15 protein-coding genes are annotated in these 17171 nt (G+C 64.2%); 3 read left to right on the top strand and 12 right to left on the bottom strand.

The genetic code is table 11. The features are described 5' to 3' along the window. Nucleotides 1-55 precede the first annotated feature (55 nt). Both ACQE2J_RS02045 and ACQE2J_RS02040 read right to left on the bottom strand, forming a co-directional pair. The gene (locus ACQE2J_RS02045) at nt 56-1099 is read right to left on the bottom strand and encodes a fatty acid desaturase family protein (protein ID WP_135541746.1); all 1044 of its coding nucleotides are present in this window, start codon (nt 1097-1099) and stop codon (nt 56-58) included. Between the two features lie 159 nt (nt 1100-1258). Continuing rightward, nucleotides 1259-2383 carry a hypothetical protein gene (locus ACQE2J_RS02040; protein WP_135541744.1) on the bottom strand — a complete coding sequence of 375 codons (1125 nt, stop codon included), beginning with the start codon at nt 2381-2383 and terminating at the stop codon, nt 1259-1261. 158 nt (nt 2384-2541) lie between these two features. Here ACQE2J_RS02040 and ACQE2J_RS02035 point away from each other — a divergent pair, with 158 nt between their 5' ends. After that, complete coding sequence (locus ACQE2J_RS02035; RefSeq protein WP_135541742.1) at nt 2542-4473, top strand: acetate--CoA ligase; 1932 nt, start codon at nt 2542-2544, stop codon at nt 4471-4473. A 44-nt stretch (nt 4474-4517) separates the two neighbouring features. On the opposite strand, the gene ACQE2J_RS02030 is transcribed toward ACQE2J_RS02035, so the two are convergent. The 5 genes from ACQE2J_RS02030 to fepB are packed head-to-tail and all read right to left on the bottom strand — an operon-like array spanning nt 4518 to nt 9534. After that, nucleotides 4518-5399 carry a siderophore-interacting protein gene (locus ACQE2J_RS02030; protein WP_426936968.1) on the bottom strand — a complete coding sequence of 294 codons (882 nt, stop codon included), beginning with the start codon at nt 5397-5399 and terminating at the stop codon, nt 4518-4520. Between the two features lies 1 nt (nt 5400). Continuing rightward, on the bottom strand, nt 5401-6315 hold the full coding sequence (locus tag ACQE2J_RS02025) for an ABC transporter ATP-binding protein (protein ID WP_226823893.1): 915 nt from the start codon (nt 6313-6315) through the stop codon (nt 5401-5403). A 23-nt stretch (nt 6316-6338) separates the two neighbouring features. Next, entirely contained in the window at nt 6339-7472 is a 1134-nt protein-coding gene (locus ACQE2J_RS02020; RefSeq protein WP_127365055.1) for a FecCD family ABC transporter permease, read from the bottom strand. Then, nucleotides 7469-8539, bottom strand: a complete 1071-nt coding sequence (locus ACQE2J_RS02015) for a FecCD family ABC transporter permease (protein ID WP_426936967.1) — start codon at nt 8537-8539, stop codon at nt 7469-7471. The genes ACQE2J_RS02020 and ACQE2J_RS02015 overlap by 4 nt, the downstream gene beginning before the upstream one ends. Next, nucleotides 8536-9534, bottom strand: coding sequence for a Fe2+-enterobactin ABC transporter substrate-binding protein (gene fepB, locus ACQE2J_RS02010; RefSeq protein WP_425119022.1), 999 nt, complete (start codon nt 9532-9534; stop codon nt 8536-8538). The genes ACQE2J_RS02015 and fepB overlap by 4 nt, the downstream gene beginning before the upstream one ends. Between fepB and ACQE2J_RS02005 the strand changes: the two genes are divergently transcribed. Then, nucleotides 9533-11311: a helix-turn-helix domain-containing protein gene (locus ACQE2J_RS02005; RefSeq protein WP_426936966.1), complete on the top strand. Its 1779-nt coding sequence runs from the start codon at nt 9533-9535 to the stop codon at nt 11309-11311. The two genes, fepB and ACQE2J_RS02005, sit on opposite strands and share 2 nt — an antisense overlap. Before the next feature lie 60 nt (nt 11312-11371). On the opposite strand, the gene ACQE2J_RS02000 is transcribed toward ACQE2J_RS02005, so the two are convergent. Next, nucleotides 11372-12313, bottom strand: coding sequence for a hypothetical protein (locus ACQE2J_RS02000; RefSeq protein ID WP_426936965.1), 942 nt, complete (start codon nt 12311-12313; stop codon nt 11372-11374). Nucleotides 12314-12399: 86 nt separating this feature from the next. On the opposite strand from ACQE2J_RS02000, the gene ACQE2J_RS01995 reads away from it, so the two are divergent. Beyond that, nucleotides 12400-12960 carry a MarR family winged helix-turn-helix transcriptional regulator gene (locus ACQE2J_RS01995; RefSeq protein ID WP_226823892.1) on the top strand — a complete coding sequence of 187 codons (561 nt, stop codon included), beginning with the start codon at nt 12400-12402 and terminating at the stop codon, nt 12958-12960. Between the two features lie 42 nt (nt 12961-13002). On the opposite strand, the gene ACQE2J_RS01990 is transcribed toward ACQE2J_RS01995, so the two are convergent. From ACQE2J_RS01990 to ACQE2J_RS01975, 4 genes are all read right to left on the bottom strand, one after another. Then, a complete protein-coding gene (locus ACQE2J_RS01990) occupies nt 13003-13488 on the bottom strand; it encodes an SRPBCC family protein (RefSeq protein ID WP_425119025.1) in 486 nt (161 codons plus the stop codon). Nucleotides 13489-13578: 90 nt separating this feature from the next. After that, on the bottom strand, nt 13579-15048 hold the full coding sequence (locus tag ACQE2J_RS01985; RefSeq protein WP_425119026.1) for an LssY C-terminal domain-containing protein: 1470 nt from the start codon (nt 15046-15048) through the stop codon (nt 13579-13581). 24 nt (nt 15049-15072) lie between these two features. Further along, a complete protein-coding gene (locus ACQE2J_RS01980) occupies nt 15073-16200 on the bottom strand; it encodes a MerR family transcriptional regulator (RefSeq protein WP_096161857.1) in 1128 nt (375 codons plus the stop codon). A 185-nt stretch (nt 16201-16385) separates the two neighbouring features. Next, on the bottom strand, nt 16386-17078 hold the full coding sequence (locus ACQE2J_RS01975; RefSeq protein WP_096161858.1) for a HEAT repeat domain-containing protein: 693 nt from the start codon (nt 17076-17078) through the stop codon (nt 16386-16388). Nucleotides 17079-17171: the final 93 nt, after the last annotated feature.

Below are 17171 nucleotides of genomic sequence, written 5' to 3'. Positions count from 1 at the left end.
GGTTCGCTCCTGAGTGGTGGATGCGGCACATCGGTGTGAGTATCAGGCATGGACGTCACCCTCGGTATCGTCGCACGAGCGGACAGGTGTAGGGATCCTGTCCTCTCACGCCGACCTGGCTGAGATAGGCGACGACCGTGGCCGCTGCCTCGGTCAGCGTCCTCTCCGTGTACGGGATGTCGTAGCGGGCGCAGTGCTCTCGGACGATCGTCTGCATCTTCGGGAGGCTGGTGCGCGGTGCGGCCGGGAACAGGTGATGTTCGATCTGGAACTGCAGACCGCCGAGGAAGAATCGTGCCACCGGCCCGTCCTTGATGTTCCTGGACATGACCACCTGCCTGCGCAGGAAGTCGATGTGGATTCCCTTCTCGACGGTGGGCATCCCGATGTGGTTGAGGGCGAAGGCCCCACCGAGGAGGATCCCGAAGAAGCCGACCTGCACCCCGAAGAACGCGCACGCCATACCGAAGGGCAGCACAACGAAGAGAAGCGCGAGGTAGGCTCCGTGCCGGATCGCGATCAGTACGATCTCGGTGATGCGGTGAGGAACGTTCGGGGACGAGTACAGAGTCTTCAGCGATGCGTAGTGAAGGTTTGCCCCCTCCAAGAACAGCAGGGGGACGAAGAACGCACCCTGGTGACTGGCGAGAAAGGCTCCGATCCCTCGGCGACGGCCCGCGGCGTTGGGGGTCATCGCAATGAGATTGGAGTCGATGTCGGGGTCGACGCCCTCCTGATTCGGATAGGCGTGATGCGTGTTGTGTTTGGCCATCCACCAGCTGAAGCTCAGCCCCATGAACAATCCCGCGATGATGCGCGATGTCCACTCGTTCCATCCCCTCGAGGCGAAGATCTCGCGATGGGCGGCTTCATGTGAGAGGAAGCCGAGCTGAGCCATGACCATCCCGATCAGCCCGGCAGTGATGAGTTGGAACCAGGTGGCTCCGAAGACGATGACGGCTGCGAGCAGACCGGCCAGAACCACCAGCCAGGCGACGATCCGGCTGAGATAGAAGCTTCGGTGCCGATTCATCAGACCGGCGTCATGGACAGTCTCGCTGAGTTGCCGATACGACTCGACGTACTTGGCGACCGTCATTGCTATCACCCCGCCCGAAAACGGTCACCGGGTTCAAACGTTGGGGTTCGTCCCCCGGTGCTCTGCAGAACGCCTAGTCCCGATCATAGGCCCACTGGTTTTGCACAGCAATGGAGCCGTTCGAGGCTGTGCGGAGAAAGTGCCAGGGGCTCCGACGCCTCAGAGTCGGTACTGGTTGTTCTCGTCGGCCGAGACGTCATTGCGCTGAGGCGACTGTGAGTCGTCGGCCCCGTCGGCGGAATCGTCTGCTGCGTCTCCTGTCTCTGCGGTCTCTTCCGGTTCCTTGCCTTCGAGTGCGTCGACGGACATTCCGGGTTCACCGGTGGGAGGCGATTCGAGAGAGGACCCGCCGGCGGATTCGTCGAAGTCTTCGGGATCGAGAGTCGCCGGATCGTCGATGTTCGTTTCGAGAGTCCTGTCCGCCGCCGACTCTGCGTCGTCGCCTTCTGCCGTGTCGGCTGGTTTGTCGCCAGCCTCTTCAGCAACGGTGTCGGCTGGTCTGTCGGCAGATGTTCCCGCATCGCCCGAAGCCGTCGCCACGGGAGGCAGCAGCGGTGCAGGCGGAATGTCGCCCGCTTTCGTCGTCGTTGACTCAGCCGAATCGGCCTGTGTGCCGGTGTGTGTCTGTGCGCCGGCTTGTGCCTGTGCATCGGCGTGTTCTGCCCCGCCGGTCTGCGGGGCGACAGTCGGCCGTGCAGGATACGACGGGGGCATGGGCGGCGCCGGTCGAGAAGAGTCCGTCTCGTCGTCTTCTCCCGAGCTTTCGATCGACGATTTCTCAACGGGGTCCGTCGATTCGTCAGCGGCATCACCGGCCGCCGCATCTTCGACCGACTCCGCGTCTTCAGCAGCATCGTCATCGCCGATTCCAGGAGCATCGGTCGCCTCGGTGTCCGTCGCCTCCGTGTCCGCGGATTCGCTGTCAGCCGCGCCGACCGCCTCGGTGCTGGCGGCATCGACGTTCTCACCGGTCGTCGCGGACGACCCCGGCAGGGCACCTTCGACGCCCTCGAGGCTCACCCCCGCTTCGGCGGCCAGACGCGCACGTCGCTCGGCCCGCGCCTGGGCACGTTCCTCTTCGCTTCTCTGCGGCTTCGCAGCTTCGTCCTTCGGCTTGGTCGGCCGGACGGCTTCCCAGACGAGGAGGAAGATGAGCATGGTGACGCCGACGATGACGCCCATGATGACCGAACCCCACGGTCGCGCCATCGAGAAGAAGTCGAAGATGGCGTTGAGTCCGAACATGACTGCCAGGCCGAGGATCAATGCAACCAGGAATCTCATATCCCCATTGTGCCCTGTCCCGGCCCATATGCAGACGAATGGGTCGACTTTCCCGCCGACCGATCGCCCGCGTCGCCCCTGCTCGATCAATGCTCCCCGGCCCGAAAAATGTGACCCCCGCCTCAATGCAGAGCTGTTCCATAGGTCACAATGGGGTCATGGAAACGCACCCGCAGAACCCCGCCCCCAGCTACGACGATGTCGTGGGCCGCATCGCCTCCGACCCCGAAGACTACTGGCTCGAACAGGCCACGAGCCTCATCGACTGGGTCACCGAACCGACGCGCGCCGTCGACGATTCGCATGCTCCGATCTACCGCTGGTTCCCCGACGGCGAACTCAATGTCTGCTTCAACGCCATCGACCGCCACGTCGAAGCCGGCCGCGGCGACCAGGCTGCCATCATCTACGACTCGCCGGTCACCGACACCATCCGCAGCATCACCTACGCCGAGCTGCTCGACGAAGTCTCCCGCTTCGCCCGAGCCCTGTCCGATAAGGGCGTGACCAAGGGCGACCGTGTCATCATCTATATGCCGATGATCCCCGAGGCGGCCGTGGCCATGCTCGCGTGCGCCCGCATCGGCGCGATCCACTCGGTCGTCTTCGGCGGGTTCGCCCCGAACGAACTGGCCGTGCGCATCGACGACACCGCCCCGAAGGCCGTCATCTCCACCTCCTGCGGAGTCGAGAAGAACCGTGTGCTCGAATACAAGCCGATGCTCGACGAAGCCATCGACATCGCGAAGTCCACGCCGGAGTTCACGGTCATCGTCCAGCGCGAAGAGCACCGCTGCGAACTCGGCGAGACCGATTTCGACTATGCGACCCTGCTCGACCGGACACCGGAGGGCATCGCCCCGGTCACCGTCAGGGCCACCGACGAGCTCTACGTCCTCTACACCTCCGGCACCACCGGCAAACCCAAGGGCATCGTCCGCGACTCCGGCGGCTACGCCGTGGCCGGTGCGTTCTCGATGCCCGCGCTCTTCGACCTCCACCCCGGTGACACAATGTTCACCGCTTCGGACGTCGGCTGGGTCGTCGGACACACCTACATCGTCTACGCACCGCTGCTGGCGGGCGTCACCTCGGTGCTCTATGAGGGCAAGCCCGTGGGCACCCCGGACGCCGGCGCCTTCTTCCGCGCCATCGAGCAGCACGAGGTCAACGTTCACTTCACCGCCCCGACGGCCATGCGCGTGGTGCGCAAGGAGGACCCGAACGGGGATCTGATGAAGAAGTACGATCTGTCCAGTCTGCGTGCGGAATTCCTCGCCGGTGAGCGGCTCGACCCCGACACCTACGAATGGACGACGAAGACCCTCGCCGAGGCGACCGGACGCGACATCCCCGTCGTCGACAACTGGTGGCAGACGGAGACCGGCTGGCCGATTGCGGCGAATCCGCTGGGACTCACCCGGTTCCCGCTCAAACCCGGCTCCCCGACGAAGCCTGTACCCGGTTACCAGGTCGCCATCCTCGACCCGAGCGGCCAGCCCGTGGCCGCAGGGGAAGAGGGGCTCATCGTCATCAAGCTGCCGCTGCCTCCGGGCACCATGGCCACGGTGTGGGGAGACGACGACCGGTTCATCTCCTCCTACCTCGCCGCCTTCGACGGCTACTACCTCACCGGCGATTCCGGTTACCTCGACGAGGACGGATACGTCTACGTCATGGGGCGCACCGATGACGTCATCAATGTCGCTGGACACCGACTGTCGACGGGCATCATCGAAGCAGTCGTCGCCTCTCACCCGGCCGTGGCCGAGGCCGCCGTCATCGGCGTCAATGATGAGGTCAAGGGGCAGATTCCGCGCGCTCTCGTCGTGCTCGGCGACTCCGCCGAGGAGGCCGATCCGGCCACGGTCATCGACGAACTCGTGGCGTTGGTCCGCAAGGAGATCGGTCCTGTGGCCGCGTTCAAGCGTGTCGACATCGTCCCGGGCCTGCCGAAGACCCGGTCGGGCAAGATCCTGCGCAAGACCATGCGCGAGATCGCCGACGGCGCCGAGAATCCGGCGGTGCCGTCGACGATCGAGGACCGCGCAGTGCTCGACGACCTCGAAGGCGTGCTCGCTCGCGGGTGAGCCACCCGGGCGGGTGGTTCGCCTGGGGCGGGTGAGCAACTCGGTCAGATACTGATCTCCGAATCGTCGAGATCATCAAGGTTGCCACCGGCGGAGAGGAGTTCCTTGTAGGCGTGAAGCCGTTGTGAGTCGATCTCCGTGTTCGTCACTCCACGCTTCCAATAGCCGAAGACGGCGACGTCGTCCTTCTCCAGTCCGACTTCCTTCCGGAAGTGCTTTCTGATCTCGCGCATTGCATCGCGTTCCCCGGCGGCCCAGACCACGTGCTCCTCAGGTGATTCGAGCATCCGTGCATGCGCGGAGAGCCCGGTCGCTGATCCCGGCACTACGGTGAGGACTTCGAGGCCCGGTGGGCATTTGAGTTCGGCCACAGCCACCTCGTCATCCGATTCGATGACCGCTGTGCCCTGCACCCCTGTCGGCCAATGCTTGACCATCGCAAAGAGTGCCGGGATCGCGGTCGAATCGAGAAAGAGCGCCGCTCTCCGCCCCTTGGCCTCAGGCACGATGAAGTGTTGCCTCGGCCCGCGGAAGGCGATCACCGTGCCGATACGCGCATTCCGTGCCCAACGCATCATGGGACTCGACTCGCCGTGCAGCACGACATCGACGACGATTTCAGCGGAAGCGGCCGAGAATTCACGGATCGTGTAGATCCGCGAAGCATCGTCAAAGTCCTCTCCGAGCTCCATTCTGATAGTCACGTTCGGGCTCGCCCACGCAGGGTCATCCGCTCCGGACTCCAGACGAGCTGTGAATCGCAGCAGGCGCTCGGACGGATACTCCAACCGAGTGACCGTCGCTCTCGAGTCGTGAAGATTGCGATCGTGGTCCGCTCCGCGCAGCGCGGCCTCTTCGCTTCTGTTGTTCGCCGAGGCTCGCCGGGCATCGTCGGTCAGTGTTCGTGTGCTCGTTTCATGTGCCATTTCAGTTCCTTTCGCTGATGGTCAGGGAGCGTTGTTGATGGACAGGGTGCGTCAACGGGTGGTCAGAAGTGCCTTCGTCCTGTTGCGAATCGCTGCGTCGTCGCGGAATGATGAGGGGCCGGCCAGTTTCGGGATCGGTGTGAACCAGTGCCTGAAGGTCGAATACCTCAGCGAGGAGATCGGGAGTGAGCACGTCTGTGGGCGCGCCGGCGGCCCGGAGACGACCGTCTCGCATGGCCAGAATGTGTGTGGCGTAGCGGGCCGCGAGGTTGAGATCATGCAGCACCGCGATGAGGGTCCGCCCTTGCTCATTGAGATGTGCACACAGGTCGAGCACTTCGAGCTGATGCGCGATGTCGAGGTACGTGGTCGGTTCGTCGAGGAGCATGATGGGCGTCTCCTGGGCCAGCGCCATGGCGATCCACGCGCGTTGGCGCTGACCACCCGAGAGTTCTCCGAGAGGAGCGGCCCGCAGCGAGGTCATTCCCACTGAATCCAGCGCCGATTCGACAGCCACTTCATCGTCGTTCGACCACTGCCGCAGCAGAGACTGGTAGGGGAACCGCCCGCGCGCCACGAGATCGAACACGCTGACGCCGTCGGGCGCACCCGTCGACTGGGGCAACAGAGCAATCTGACGAGCCAGGCGCCGAGGCGGCATCTTCGCAATGCTGGCTCCGCCCAGGGTGACCACACCGTTTTTCCAGGGGACGAGACGACCGATCCCCTTGAGCAGGGTCGACTTCCCACAGCCGTTGGGGCCGATGATCACGGTGAATCCTCTGTGCGGAATGTTCGCCGAGAGATCGATGACGACGTCGCGCACCCCGTAGCCCAGGCGCAGACTGTCGACCCTCAGCTGCGCCGTCTGCTCTATGCGATCTGCACCCATGTTGTGGGGATTCTGGTGTGGCATCGGAGTTCCTTTCACTGGGAAGTTCACAGTCGTCTCGCCAGCAGCCAGAGGAGATAGAGTCCTCCGAGGACACTGGTGACGAGGCCGACAGGCGTCTGCAGACCGATCTCGAGTTCCTGGGACAGCAGGTCGGCACCGGACAGCAGGAAAGCACCGCACAAACTGGGAAGGAAGATTCCCACCTGAGTGCTGCGGGCCAGGCCGCGAGCGATCTGAGGGGCGGCCAAAGCGATGAAGGCGATCGGTCCGGCCGCGGCTACAGCAGTGCCGACTAAGATGACAGCGACGATGAGAGTGGTCAGACGCAGCCGTTCCACGCGGACTCCCAGCGACGCAGCGGCTTCCTCACCGAGTTCGAGCACCGACAGGCGACGAGCCAAGGGAATGAGGGCGGGCAGCAGGGCAAGAGCGGTTCCGAATGTCAGCACGACGTGTGACCAGCCGCGTCCGGTGAGGGATCCCGCTGTCCATTGCTGCAGAGCCTGGGCGTCGGAGAAGTCGGCGCGAACGATCACTGCGTCGGTGACAGCCGTGAGAAGGGCCGCTGTCCCGATGCCCATGAGCACCAGACGCAGCCCACCTGTTCGGGAGGATCTTCTGGCCAGCAGGTAGACGCCGAGTGCCGCTGCCATCCCGCCCAGCACGGCGAACAGTCCTGTGGTCCAGACAGTCGAAGTGAAGAATGCGATGTGGATGGCCGCCGCGGCCGCCGCTCCGGCGGTGAATCCGATGACATCGGGCGAACCGAGCGGATTTCGGGTCAGAGATTGGAACAGCGACCCTGCAGCGGCGAGAGATCCGCCGACTGCGCAAGCGGTGAGGAATCGAGGAAGCCGTCGCTGCTGAACGCTGCGCACCAACTGTTCGGATCCGTCACCCCATATCGCCTTCACCGCCCCGACGGCTCCTTCCTGCGGTCGGCCCAGATAGAGCCCGAGCACAGCCAGGCCAATGACGGCAGCAAGTAGGAGAAAGCCGACGACGATGCTGCGGCGGTCGATGCGCAGCGATATCGCCCCGAGTCTGAGAACGACAGCCCTCCTGACGGAACCGCTGGGCTGCAGTCCAGCGGGCGCGATGGGTGTTTGGCTGCGGCGCGCGTTCTCTGATTCTGGGTAGGTCTGACGTGAGGCCGCTGAAGTGAGAGAGCCCCTCATCCCAGTCCTCCTCTGCGCACGACCATGATGAAGACGGGCGCGCCGATGATGGCCAGTGAAATGCCGGTCTGGACTTCGCTCGGAGCCAGGACCACCCGGCCGGCCACATCGGCTGCGAGCACGAGGGCGATACCGACGACGATGGCACACGGCACCATGCGCGCATGCGTTGGGCCGACGATGATGCGGACGATATGAGCGCTCATCAGACCGACAAAGCCGATCGGTCCTGCGGCTGCCGTCGCCGCTCCTGCGAGCACGATCACTGCGAGAGCGGCGAGCGCACGGGTGAGTCCGACTCGTGCACCGAGCCCTTTGGCTGTTTCATCTCCGAGCGCGAGGACGTCAAGTGACCGGACCAGTCCCAGCCCGAGCAGGAGGCCGACAACGATGAAGGGAGCGACAGACAGTGTGACGTCAAGCTGCCGCCCTTGCAGCGTACCGACCACCCAATAGCGGAACTTCAGAAATGTCGACTCGTTGTTGATCAGCAGAATGCTCGTCACTGCACCGACCGCCATCGCGAAGGCAGCTCCGGCGAGAGCCATCCGAACCGGAGTCGCCGCACGTCCACGAGTAGTGCCGAGGGCGTAGACGATGATAGCAGCGAATCCAGCGCCGAAGAGCGCCCACCACACCGTGGCTTGGGTGCCCGCCACTCCGAAATAGGCGATTCCGACGACCACCGAGACCGAGGCTCCCGCATTGATTCCCAGCAGTCCCGCATCGGCCAGGGGGTTGCGCGTGACGGTTTGCATGAGCACTCCGGCGACGGCGAGAGCTGCTCCGACCGCGATGCCGAGAGCCAAGCGCGGAATCCTCGAATTCCAGATGATGACATGATCAGGATCGGTGAGATCTGGTCGGCTCAGTGCACTCAGCACGCGACTGATTTCAATGTAGTGGGAACCGACTGCGACCCCGAGTATCGCGGCGACAACGATGACACACGCACAGATGAGCAGGAGCACACTCGCCCGTATTCCCTTGACCGGCTCAACCGTTGTGTCCGTGGATTCCGTGCGACTGCTGTTCAGCGTGGTCGCAGGGGTCGCCGCAGACGTCATTTCGTGGCACCAAAGCTTTCCACGAGATGTTCGACTGTTCGCTTCGCGCTGTAGTAGTCGAGCCGGAATGATTCATCGCCTGCTGAGAACACCTGCTTGCTCTTCACCGCGGGGATGTTCGCCAGCAGCGGGTCCGATGTGAAGGACTCGATTTCATCATCAGCGGAACTGGCAGGAGTGACGAAGATCGACTTTGTCTCGGAGAATGCCTTCGGCAGATTTTCGGGACTCACCATAGCGACTCCGTCTTTGAGCGTGGCGGTGTCCTCCGGGACATCCGCGTAGTCGATGCCGAGGCTGGTGAATAGCCGACCTTGGGCCGTGTCTTTGGAAAAGGCCCAGACACCCTCGGATCCGAGGTAGACAAGCGCAGTCACCGGCTGCTGAGGAATCTCGATCTTCTCGGCTTGATCGTCTACCCAGTTCTTGTAGTCATCGATCACTGACTTCGCGGCATCCTCGTGACCGACGACGCTGCCGAGTTCCGTTGTGACCTCCTGCCAGTCCTTCGTGCCATAGTCGATGAGAACTGTGGGGGCGATATCGGAGAGCTGATCGTAGGCTTCGGCGACAGAATCTGCCGCGTTTGCCGAGCCGATGATGAGATCCGGCTGCAACTCGTCGACGGCATCGAGGTCGAGTTCGAGATTGTCGTAGGCCACCTCCACACCGCGTTCGTGTGCTACGTCAGCCCACTGCGAGAAGAAGCCCACGTCATCGACGAGTGTGCTCGGCAGAGCGGTCGCTGTCGCTGTAACTGGTGCGTCGATCGCGAGCAGAGAACCGGTCAACGACGGGGAGGTCGAGACGATAGTCAGCGGTTCGGCATCGATCTCAGTTGACCCCGACGCGTGTTCGACGGTGCGGGGCCATTCGCCCGTTCCGCCCGCAGAAGTTTCATCAGAGTCAGGCTGGGGAGAAGCGCAGCCTGCGGCTGCGATCATCAAGGGGATCACGGTCAACGCGAGCGCAGCATGAATCCGGCCAACGAGCATGGGAGGACTGTCCTTCGGTCAGAGATTTCGGGCACCGACTGGTCTCGATGCCGGTCGGCAACTCGGCCGACTGCCGAATAGCTTAGGGTTACCTCATCATCAGTTTCGTGCCGAAAGCGACATCTTCTTGCCAGCAGAGTCCCGACAGATCTCTTCGCCCGCCATCCTCGATCCCGATGGGCTGCCCGCCGCCGCCATGGAGATCGCACACCTGCCTACACCGCTGCTCTTCTGGGTCGTACACGGGCAGGCGGATGTGCGCATCGACGGAAGCGATTGGTCGCTTGGCGCCGACGAAGCGGTGCTCATCCCAATCGGAGCCACCGTTTCCGCCAATACTCAACGCGGGTCGACTGCTGTTCCGACGTGGCTCCCCGGCACCGAGGTGCCCACGATCAAGCATTTCAGCCTCCCCCGCGAATGGGAGCCGATCGTCTTGTCTCGCTTCGCGGCGGGCCTTGGCTACCTGCGCCCAGTCGAAGATTTCGGCGAACTCCCGCTCCCGCTGAGAGTTGCCGAGTCTGCAGAGTCGAGCCGGAGGATTCCTCCGATGCCGGTCGATGAGGACCTCAACCGGCTGGCTCGATTCCTCCTCGCCTATCCGAGCGCCCCTCACACTCTCGGCGAACTGGCGAGTTCATTGAGCCTGAGCCCGCGCACTCTCCAACGCAGATTCCAAGGTGCGACAGGAATGACGTTCTCCGCCTGGCTCACCTTGGCGCGCGTCTGCGCATCGCTGGATCTGCTGGCCACGGATCTGAGCGTCGAACACATTGCCCACCGTGTCGGGTTCGCTGATCCCAGCGCGTTCTCCCGCACATTCCGACGAATCATGGATCAGAGCCCGAGAGAAGCGCGGCACCGTCTCCGACAGAGCGACCGAGATCGCGCCGACGATGCCCGAACACCCACATTCCCTACGCTCCCTGTTTCCCGGGAAGGAGGAGAGCAGAGCAGGACGGCACCGGTTCCGCGCCTGTTGCCGACGCAGACCTGGCCCAGAGTCAACGGCTCGCATGTCGCGATCTGGGTGTATCGAGGCACCGTTGACGTCACAGTCGATGCCCGACATAAGGTCCTGCACCGTGGCGAGGCACTCATCCTTCCAGCGAGCACCCATCACGAGGTCAGAGCGAGAGAGGATTCACTCGTTCTCCCACTGGGCTATCGCCCCACCGGTCGTTTACCTGCGACGACCAAACATCTGCAGGTCCATCGCTTCCGTCCCGAGACCAAGGCAGCCCTCCTCCACGGGATCGTCAGCACCTATACGGCCCTTCGCCCAAGGGTCCCTGTCGCCAACTCTCTCTTCGATCATGTCGCACTTCATACGATCGACACTGGCGACGGGGCTTCTGCTCACCTACCTGATACGAGCAGTTCGATCACCGCACTGCTCAGCTGCTTGGCGAGAAACCCGCATGCCCCGTTCCCCGCTGCATACTGGGCAGACAGGCTCGGCATGTCAGGACGCGAGTTCCACCGTTCAGTCCGCATCGCAACCGGAGTCCCCTATCCGACGTGGCGCAGAGTATCTCGAATGACCTTTGCCCGCGAGGCTCTGCTGCGCGGGGTGCCGGCGACGTCGGTGGCTCAACAGACCGGCTATTCGCAGCTCTCCAGCTTCAGCCGGGCCTTCAGCGCAACGTTCGGCGCCCCGCCGCGACATTTGGCCTCGTTGTCCAGGGCAGACCGAAACTCTCTGCCAGAAGGGCCCCCGGCTCTCCGCGCTCGGAGAGCGGAGCAATTCGGCCCTTCTGGTCACAGCAGACGTTGAGAGCACCGAGGAGACTGCCGAAGCTGGGTCAACGAGAGCTTCGTCGAGTGCGCGGCTCGGTCAGGAATTGCGTCCTTGTTCGAAGCCCGCGGCGAATCCCCGCTCGAAGGCCTCCTGGACCTCCTGCTCGCGGCTGCGGCGCTCATCGGCCCAACCGAAGGGGTCGAATCCTCGTCGGCCCGGACCGAATCCGGGACCGAAGTTGGGGCCGAACCCGCGTCGTCCGCGGCCTCCTGAACGGCGGCCGTCACGATCGCCGCGCCCTCCGTGGGGTCCGTGAGCCTCGTGACGGTCAGAACCGCCTCGGTGACCGTCATCATCATGGGGGCGTCTGCGGTCATGCGGTCCTTCGTGGCCATCCGAGTCGTCTCCGCATCCCTCGGGGCCGAAGTTCTCAACGATCTTCGACAGCGAGGCCTTGAGGTTCTCGAACTCTTCGGAGGTGAGCACCTCTTCGATGCGATCGCCGACTCCGTCGCGCATATCGCGGAAGCGCTGGCGCAGCTCTTCGGGATCGATGTTCTTCGACGGCCCCCATCCGCCCCGGCCGCGCGGCGGGCCATAGGTCACCGGCTCTTCCGGATAGGCGGCGCCGTCGGCGACCACCTCATCGGCATCCCAGCGGCGGCGGCCTCGCCGCAAGCGCCCGAGGTCGCGAGGGTCGAAACCGGAATCGGCAGCGGCTGAGCGGAACTCGCGGCGCAGCACGTGGCTGAACTCGCGAAGCAGCTGCGGCAGATCGGCATCGGAGTCATCGTCCTTACCTGCGCGGGCATCGTCATCGCTCGCGGGGTCTCCGGTTACGGCCGTGTCATTGTCCGTCGCATCGCCCTGATTCGCCCCCTCGGCACCATCGGCATCGAGGCCCGAGGCATCGTCCGTGTCGGTGTTCTCGCCAGTGTTCAGTGAGCCCTCCTGGTGGTCCGCACCTGTTGCGTCGGCGCCTGCGGGCGGGGTGGTGACGTCGTCATTGTCATCGTTGAAGTCGTTGTGGGCAGTCATGTCATCTCCTTTAGTTGTCATCTGACATGTACATGCAGAATGACATGCAATAGAGGAACATGTCAAGTAACATGTAAAATCGAATCATGAGCACGAACGATGACATTCAGGCGATCGCCGAAGCGCTCACTCGCCTGCAGTGGCGGCGCGGCTCCGGCGGTCCGCGGGGTTTCGGACCTTTCGGAGGTTTCGGTGAGCACGGCGAGCGCGGGGGCTTCGGTGAACGCGGAGGTTTCGGGGGCGGTCGGCACTCGGAGGACTTCCCTTTCGGTGGCAAACGTCATCCCGGCGGACCGTTCGCCGCTCACGGTCGCGGGCGTGCGCTCATCCGTCTGCTCATCTCCCTCGTCCAGGCAGGCACGGCGCTGGGGGTCAGCGCTCTCGGTGATGCGATCGGCGTCGACCAGCCGCGCGCATCCCGACTTGTGTCCCAAGGTGTCGAGCTCGGATTTCTGCGTCGCGAGGCCGACCCTGATGATGCGAGACGCACCCTCATCGCGCTGACGGACAAGGGTCGTGCAATCACCAACAGGTTCCGCGGTGCTCAGCGTGAGAACGTCGATCAGGCGCTGAGCGCATTCACCGAGGACGAGAGGGCGCAGCTGGCATCACTGCTCACGCGTTTGGCCGACGCTTGGCCGAAGTGACCCGGCCGCTCGGGTCTTCGATGGTGAGACTCGGGCTGCGGCTCAGCGTTCGGCGAGCTGTTTGAGCCTCTTGAGTGAGGCGAGCAGATTCGCCACCGTCGTCGACTGCGCCCGAGACAGGCGCTGCGGATCGCGCAGCTTCGTCCAGTCGTAGATATGGCGAACGAGGACTGAGCCTCCTCCGATCGGTTCGATCTGCCACACCCACTTCTGTCCGAAAGGCTCTCCCCCGACCTCGGACGGCTTCCAGGCGATGAGCCGCCCCTCTTCGAAGTCGACGATGTGGTTCTCCCGGTCGACGCCTTTGGTCAGGGTCGTGATGAAGGAACCGCCTGTCCCACGCACTCGCTGTCCCTCGACGGCCGACCCGAGGTTGTCGTTGCCGTCCCATTCCGGCTGCCGACGCGGATCGGCGATGAGTTCGAACACCGCTTCGGCCTGCGCTGAGATTTCGATCTCGGCGGTGATTAACTTGAGAGCCGGGTCGATCGAATCGAAGACGGAAGCATCGGGGATCTGGTCGGTCATGGAGTCCTGCCTTCGTGAGTGTTCCGACCTCGGCGTCGAGGTGAGATGCGGAGTAGTTCGGACACGGTCAGAATACACGGGTCCGCAGCGTCAGTCCTCGAGGGCTCGGTCCTGCCGTTCTGCGCGGAGTGCGGCCGTGCTGAAGCGGGTGAACATCCGGGAGGAGTCGCTCGACAGCGACAGCAGCACGGCGACCTGCATGGCGATCGTCATCAGCGCATACGTGTTCGTCGCCAGGTCACGGTCGCCGGTGAAGTAGTTCGTCATCGACACGATCACGGAGATCGTCGAGAGAGTGAGGATCCACAGTCTGGCCCGGTTGCTGCCGCGGAACACCGACGCCGAGGCGATGACCTGCAGACACCCGATGAGGAGGCTGACTCCGATGAGCACACCCGCGACGATGCGCGTGGCCGTGTCGTCGCTGAGTGCGGCGATGTCCGAGCTGTAGCCGACGACTTCAGTCCGCAGTCCGTTCCAGTCGAGGAGCGTGGTGATCACATCCCAAGCCTGGAAGATCAGGAGGATGAGCACGAGCGCCGCCCCCACGACTGTCTGCAGCGGTCGCTGCCGCCACAGAGTCTTCGTCACTTCGGAGACCGATCGTGATTCGGAGTAGATCTGGGTGGCGTCGAGTGCCAGCTCCAAGCGTTCGGGGTAGTCGTCGTCATCAGCGACGACTTCGGCGAGGTCGACGATCGGCAGGTGCCCGTCGGTGATGATCGCGTCCCCACCACCGTTGCGGGAGTGGTAGCCGGTCGAGAAGTCCTTGATCCGGTCCACGGTGATCGAGTCGTCTGCGGCTGTGACGGAACTGACGATGTGGTCGCGTTCGACGTCGGTCTTCTCTTCGATCTTGTGTGTGAACTGCAGGGTGAACAGTGAGATCCCGACGGCTTTGTCGTAGGTGCCCGCGGCCAGCCAGTCGGCCTGGTGTCCGCCGGGCATGAGCCAGCCGCTCGGACACTTCCAGAAGCGCACGTGGTGGCGCTGGCCCGGATCACCGTCGACCTCCTGCTGGTACGCGAAGTCCTGTCGCCTTCCGAACAGGAGCAGCGGTGACACCGGTGCCTGCGGGTAGCTGCGCTTCGTCACCGTCGAGCGGATGATCTCCCAGGTCGACGCCGGCGTGATGCTGTCGGCGAGGGTCCACCCGGCCGCCCTCATCGCGTGGTGGATCTGCGCTTCCTCACCACGCCAGGCAAGGTTGACCGGGTCGCCGAGCAAGCCGTCGGAAGTGCGGGTGCGGCCGATGAAGTAGTTCGGCACGTAGATCTGGGAGAGGATGCGGTGCAGCCTGGGCAGCGCAAGGTAGGACACAACGCCCCAGAAGACGAGCAGGGTCAGCACCTGCCACCACCCGAGGCTGAATCCCTTGAGCAGGATCAGCAGCGCCAGCCAGGTCGAAGCCGCCCCGCCGAAGAGGAAGAACAGATAGTCGAGGATCCCGGTCGGTGTGAAGTGGTGACGACGGTAGACGAATGAATGCTTGAGCCGCCTCTTCTGCCCGCTCGGCGCATCTGCAGCGCCCGATCCGTCCCTCATTCCTGCCGAAGTCATGGGTGCCAGTTTAGACAATCGGTTTCACCCGCCGGAATGCGGAGAACCCGAATTCCCCTCGCCGAGGCGGCCCGTCCGTCGCCTCAGCTCCGCGGCGGCCGTCGCGGCCACCTGTCGATCATCGTCCTCGGCCAGCTGTGCGAGCAGCTCTGTCACCTGCTTCCGATGCGGCTTCGCCATGTCATGGTCCGGCTGGACCTGGCCGACCGGTTCATCGGCGATCTCGATGAGGACCTGCAGGGCACGGAAACGCTCGTTCGGCCGATGTGACCGGGCAGCCCGGTGCAGCTCGGCCATGATATCGGCGGAAGCCGTCGAGCCGGCGACGACGAATCCGGCGAGCGCCTCGGCGGCGTCGATGTCTCGAGGACCATTCATCGCGATCGTCAGCAGTTCGGGGATCGCCGCCGTGTCATCGAGTCCGGCCAGCGCGAAGGCGCAGAGTCCTCTCACCTCGTCGTCCTCATCATCGAGACGCGACCGCAGGGCGTCACGGATCTCCTCGACCGCCTCCTCGCCGAGTTCCTCACGCCCGGTCGTGCGGCGGATCTCATCGAGTGCTCGAATCGCCCGGATCCTCACAGCGGCGGACGGATCGTCGACTCCGGTCAAGAGCGGCGAAACGGCGGCGGAACCTGCCTGAGCGAGGGCCCATCGCATGGCTCCGGCCGCATTGGGTGCGGGTTCGTCGAGGACGGCCGAGGAGAGCGCTTCGATCGGCACGCTGCCGTCGATCCCTCCGCCCAGGGCGGCCTTGTGGCGTTGGATGACATCGGCGGATTCGAGAGAGCGCATGAGATCGATGGTCCACAGCAGCGCCTCGGGATCGGTTCGGCCGAGCCGGTCGGTGCGCTCGAGGTGCGCGAGCAGGCGCTCTTCGGCATCGATGCGTTCGCGCGTCTTGGCGATGAGGTCGCCGAGCAGCCGCGTCGTGTCGAAGCTCGGATCGTCGAGCACCTCTCGGACCTCGGCAAGACTCATGCCGAGTCGGCGCAGGCCCTCGATGTGGAAGATCCGTCCGATGTCGGCATCCGAATACTCGCGGTATCCGGCGGATGTCCGCTCACTGGGCTCGAGCAGACCGATGGATTCGTAGTGCCGCAGCATCCGCGCGCTGACGCCGGAGCGCCTGGCCACCTCGCCGATGCGCATATCCACCTCGCTTCGTTTGTCACTATAGGTTCATCCGCGTAGCTTCGGCGCGCGTTCAGGACCCGTTTCGGAGGTGCTCGCTTGGAGGAACCCCTCGGAGGAAGGAGTCCGAGCCTCCGGTCCGGTGTCGTCGAGCTTGCCCCACTCGACGACACCGGATCGGCCGGCACTTCCCTGAGACCGGCCTAGACCGAAGCCTCGGACCCCAGTGCGACCACTCGCTTGGCTGCGTCCAAGGCGTGGGCGAAGCCGGCATCCGGGTCATCGAACATGTCCCGGGTCGCCATGGCGTGAGCCCGCACTGTGTCGTCCTCTGCTTGAAGCCTCTCATCGACCACTGACACGAGATCCTCACCGAGGGCCACGATCGCCCGGCTGAGGCTCTTCTGCATCTCGACATCCCCTCGCCCCAGCTGCGTCACCAGGGCCGATGTGAGATCCTGTCGGTCTTCACCGGGCACCAGAGCGACGGCGGATCGCCACGCACTGCGGGCCACCTCGGTGTCGGGGTGGGCGATGAGACGGCGACCGATTCGGGACGGATCCATGGCCGGCCACGCGCGGGCGTCACCGATCTTCGACAGCGTGTGCAGGGACTGGCTGATCGCCTGCGGCCTGTCGGAGTCGAGTTCGGCGATGAGGCGCGGGACGGTGTCGTCTGCCGGCAGCCTGGTCAGCGCCCAGGTGAGCATGTCGCGGACGAAGAAGTCCGGTTCGATGCGGCACCGGTCGATGAGGACCTCGAGGTATTCGGGATCGGCGCGGGTGCCCGCTTCCATGGCGGCCTGCAGACGCTGCTGCGAGTGCGGACCGCCCAGTGCCTCGACGAGCCGGTCGTCGGTCTGATGTGTTCGGCGATTGTCGTGTGGAACGGTCATGGTCTCCACCTCCTGTCCCTTCAGTGAAGACCTTCACATCGTGTCAAGGTCAAGCGTTCGAGACTCATTTCGGGTATTCTCGTCCGCGTCCGG

This window comes from Brevibacterium sp. LE-L, assembly GCF_050214925.1.
Lineage (GTDB): Bacteria > Actinomycetota > Actinomycetes > Actinomycetales > Brevibacteriaceae > Brevibacterium.
The sequence above is the reverse complement of the archived record's forward strand: the minus strand, read 5'-3'. Positions and strand labels throughout refer to the sequence as shown.

Bases quoted from the DNA above. Each gene is read 5' to 3' on its own strand.
- ACQE2J_RS02045 (WP_135541746.1), bottom strand. From the start codon at position 1,099: ATGACGGTCGCCAAGTACGTCGAGTCGTATCGGCAACTCAGCGAGACT.
- ACQE2J_RS02040 (WP_135541744.1), bottom strand. From the start codon at position 2,383: ATGAGATTCCTGGTTGCATTGATCCTCGGCCTGGCAGTCATGTTCGGA.
- ACQE2J_RS02035 (WP_135541742.1), top strand. From the start codon at position 2,542: ATGGAAACGCACCCGCAGAACCCCGCCCCCAGCTACGACGATGTCGTG.
- ACQE2J_RS02030 (WP_426936968.1), bottom strand. From the start codon at position 5,399: ATGGCACATGAAACGAGCACACGAACACTGACCGACGATGCCCGGCGA.
- ACQE2J_RS02025 (WP_226823893.1), bottom strand. From the start codon at position 6,315: ATGCCACACCAGAATCCCCACAACATGGGTGCAGATCGCATAGAGCAG.
- ACQE2J_RS02020 (WP_127365055.1), bottom strand. From the start codon at position 7,472: ATGAGGGGCTCTCTCACTTCAGCGGCCTCACGTCAGACCTACCCAGAA.
- ACQE2J_RS02015 (WP_426936967.1), bottom strand. From the start codon at position 8,539: ATGACGTCTGCGGCGACCCCTGCGACCACGCTGAACAGCAGTCGCACG.
- ACQE2J_RS02005 (WP_426936966.1), top strand. From the start codon at position 9,533: ATGGGAGGACTGTCCTTCGGTCAGAGATTTCGGGCACCGACTGGTCTC.
- fepB (WP_425119022.1), bottom strand. From the start codon at position 9,534: ATGCTCGTTGGCCGGATTCATGCTGCGCTCGCGTTGACCGTGATCCCC.
- ACQE2J_RS02000 (WP_426936965.1), bottom strand. From the start codon at position 12,313: ATGACTGCCCACAACGACTTCAACGATGACAATGACGACGTCACCACC.
- ACQE2J_RS01995 (WP_226823892.1), top strand. From the start codon at position 12,400: ATGAGCACGAACGATGACATTCAGGCGATCGCCGAAGCGCTCACTCGC.
- ACQE2J_RS01990 (WP_425119025.1), bottom strand. From the start codon at position 13,488: ATGACCGACCAGATCCCCGATGCTTCCGTCTTCGATTCGATCGACCCG.
- ACQE2J_RS01985 (WP_425119026.1), bottom strand. From the start codon at position 15,048: ATGACTTCGGCAGGAATGAGGGACGGATCGGGCGCTGCAGATGCGCCG.
- ACQE2J_RS01980 (WP_096161857.1), bottom strand. From the start codon at position 16,200: ATGCGCATCGGCGAGGTGGCCAGGCGCTCCGGCGTCAGCGCGCGGATG.
- ACQE2J_RS01975 (WP_096161858.1), bottom strand. From the start codon at position 17,078: ATGACCGTTCCACACGACAATCGCCGAACACATCAGACCGACGACCGG.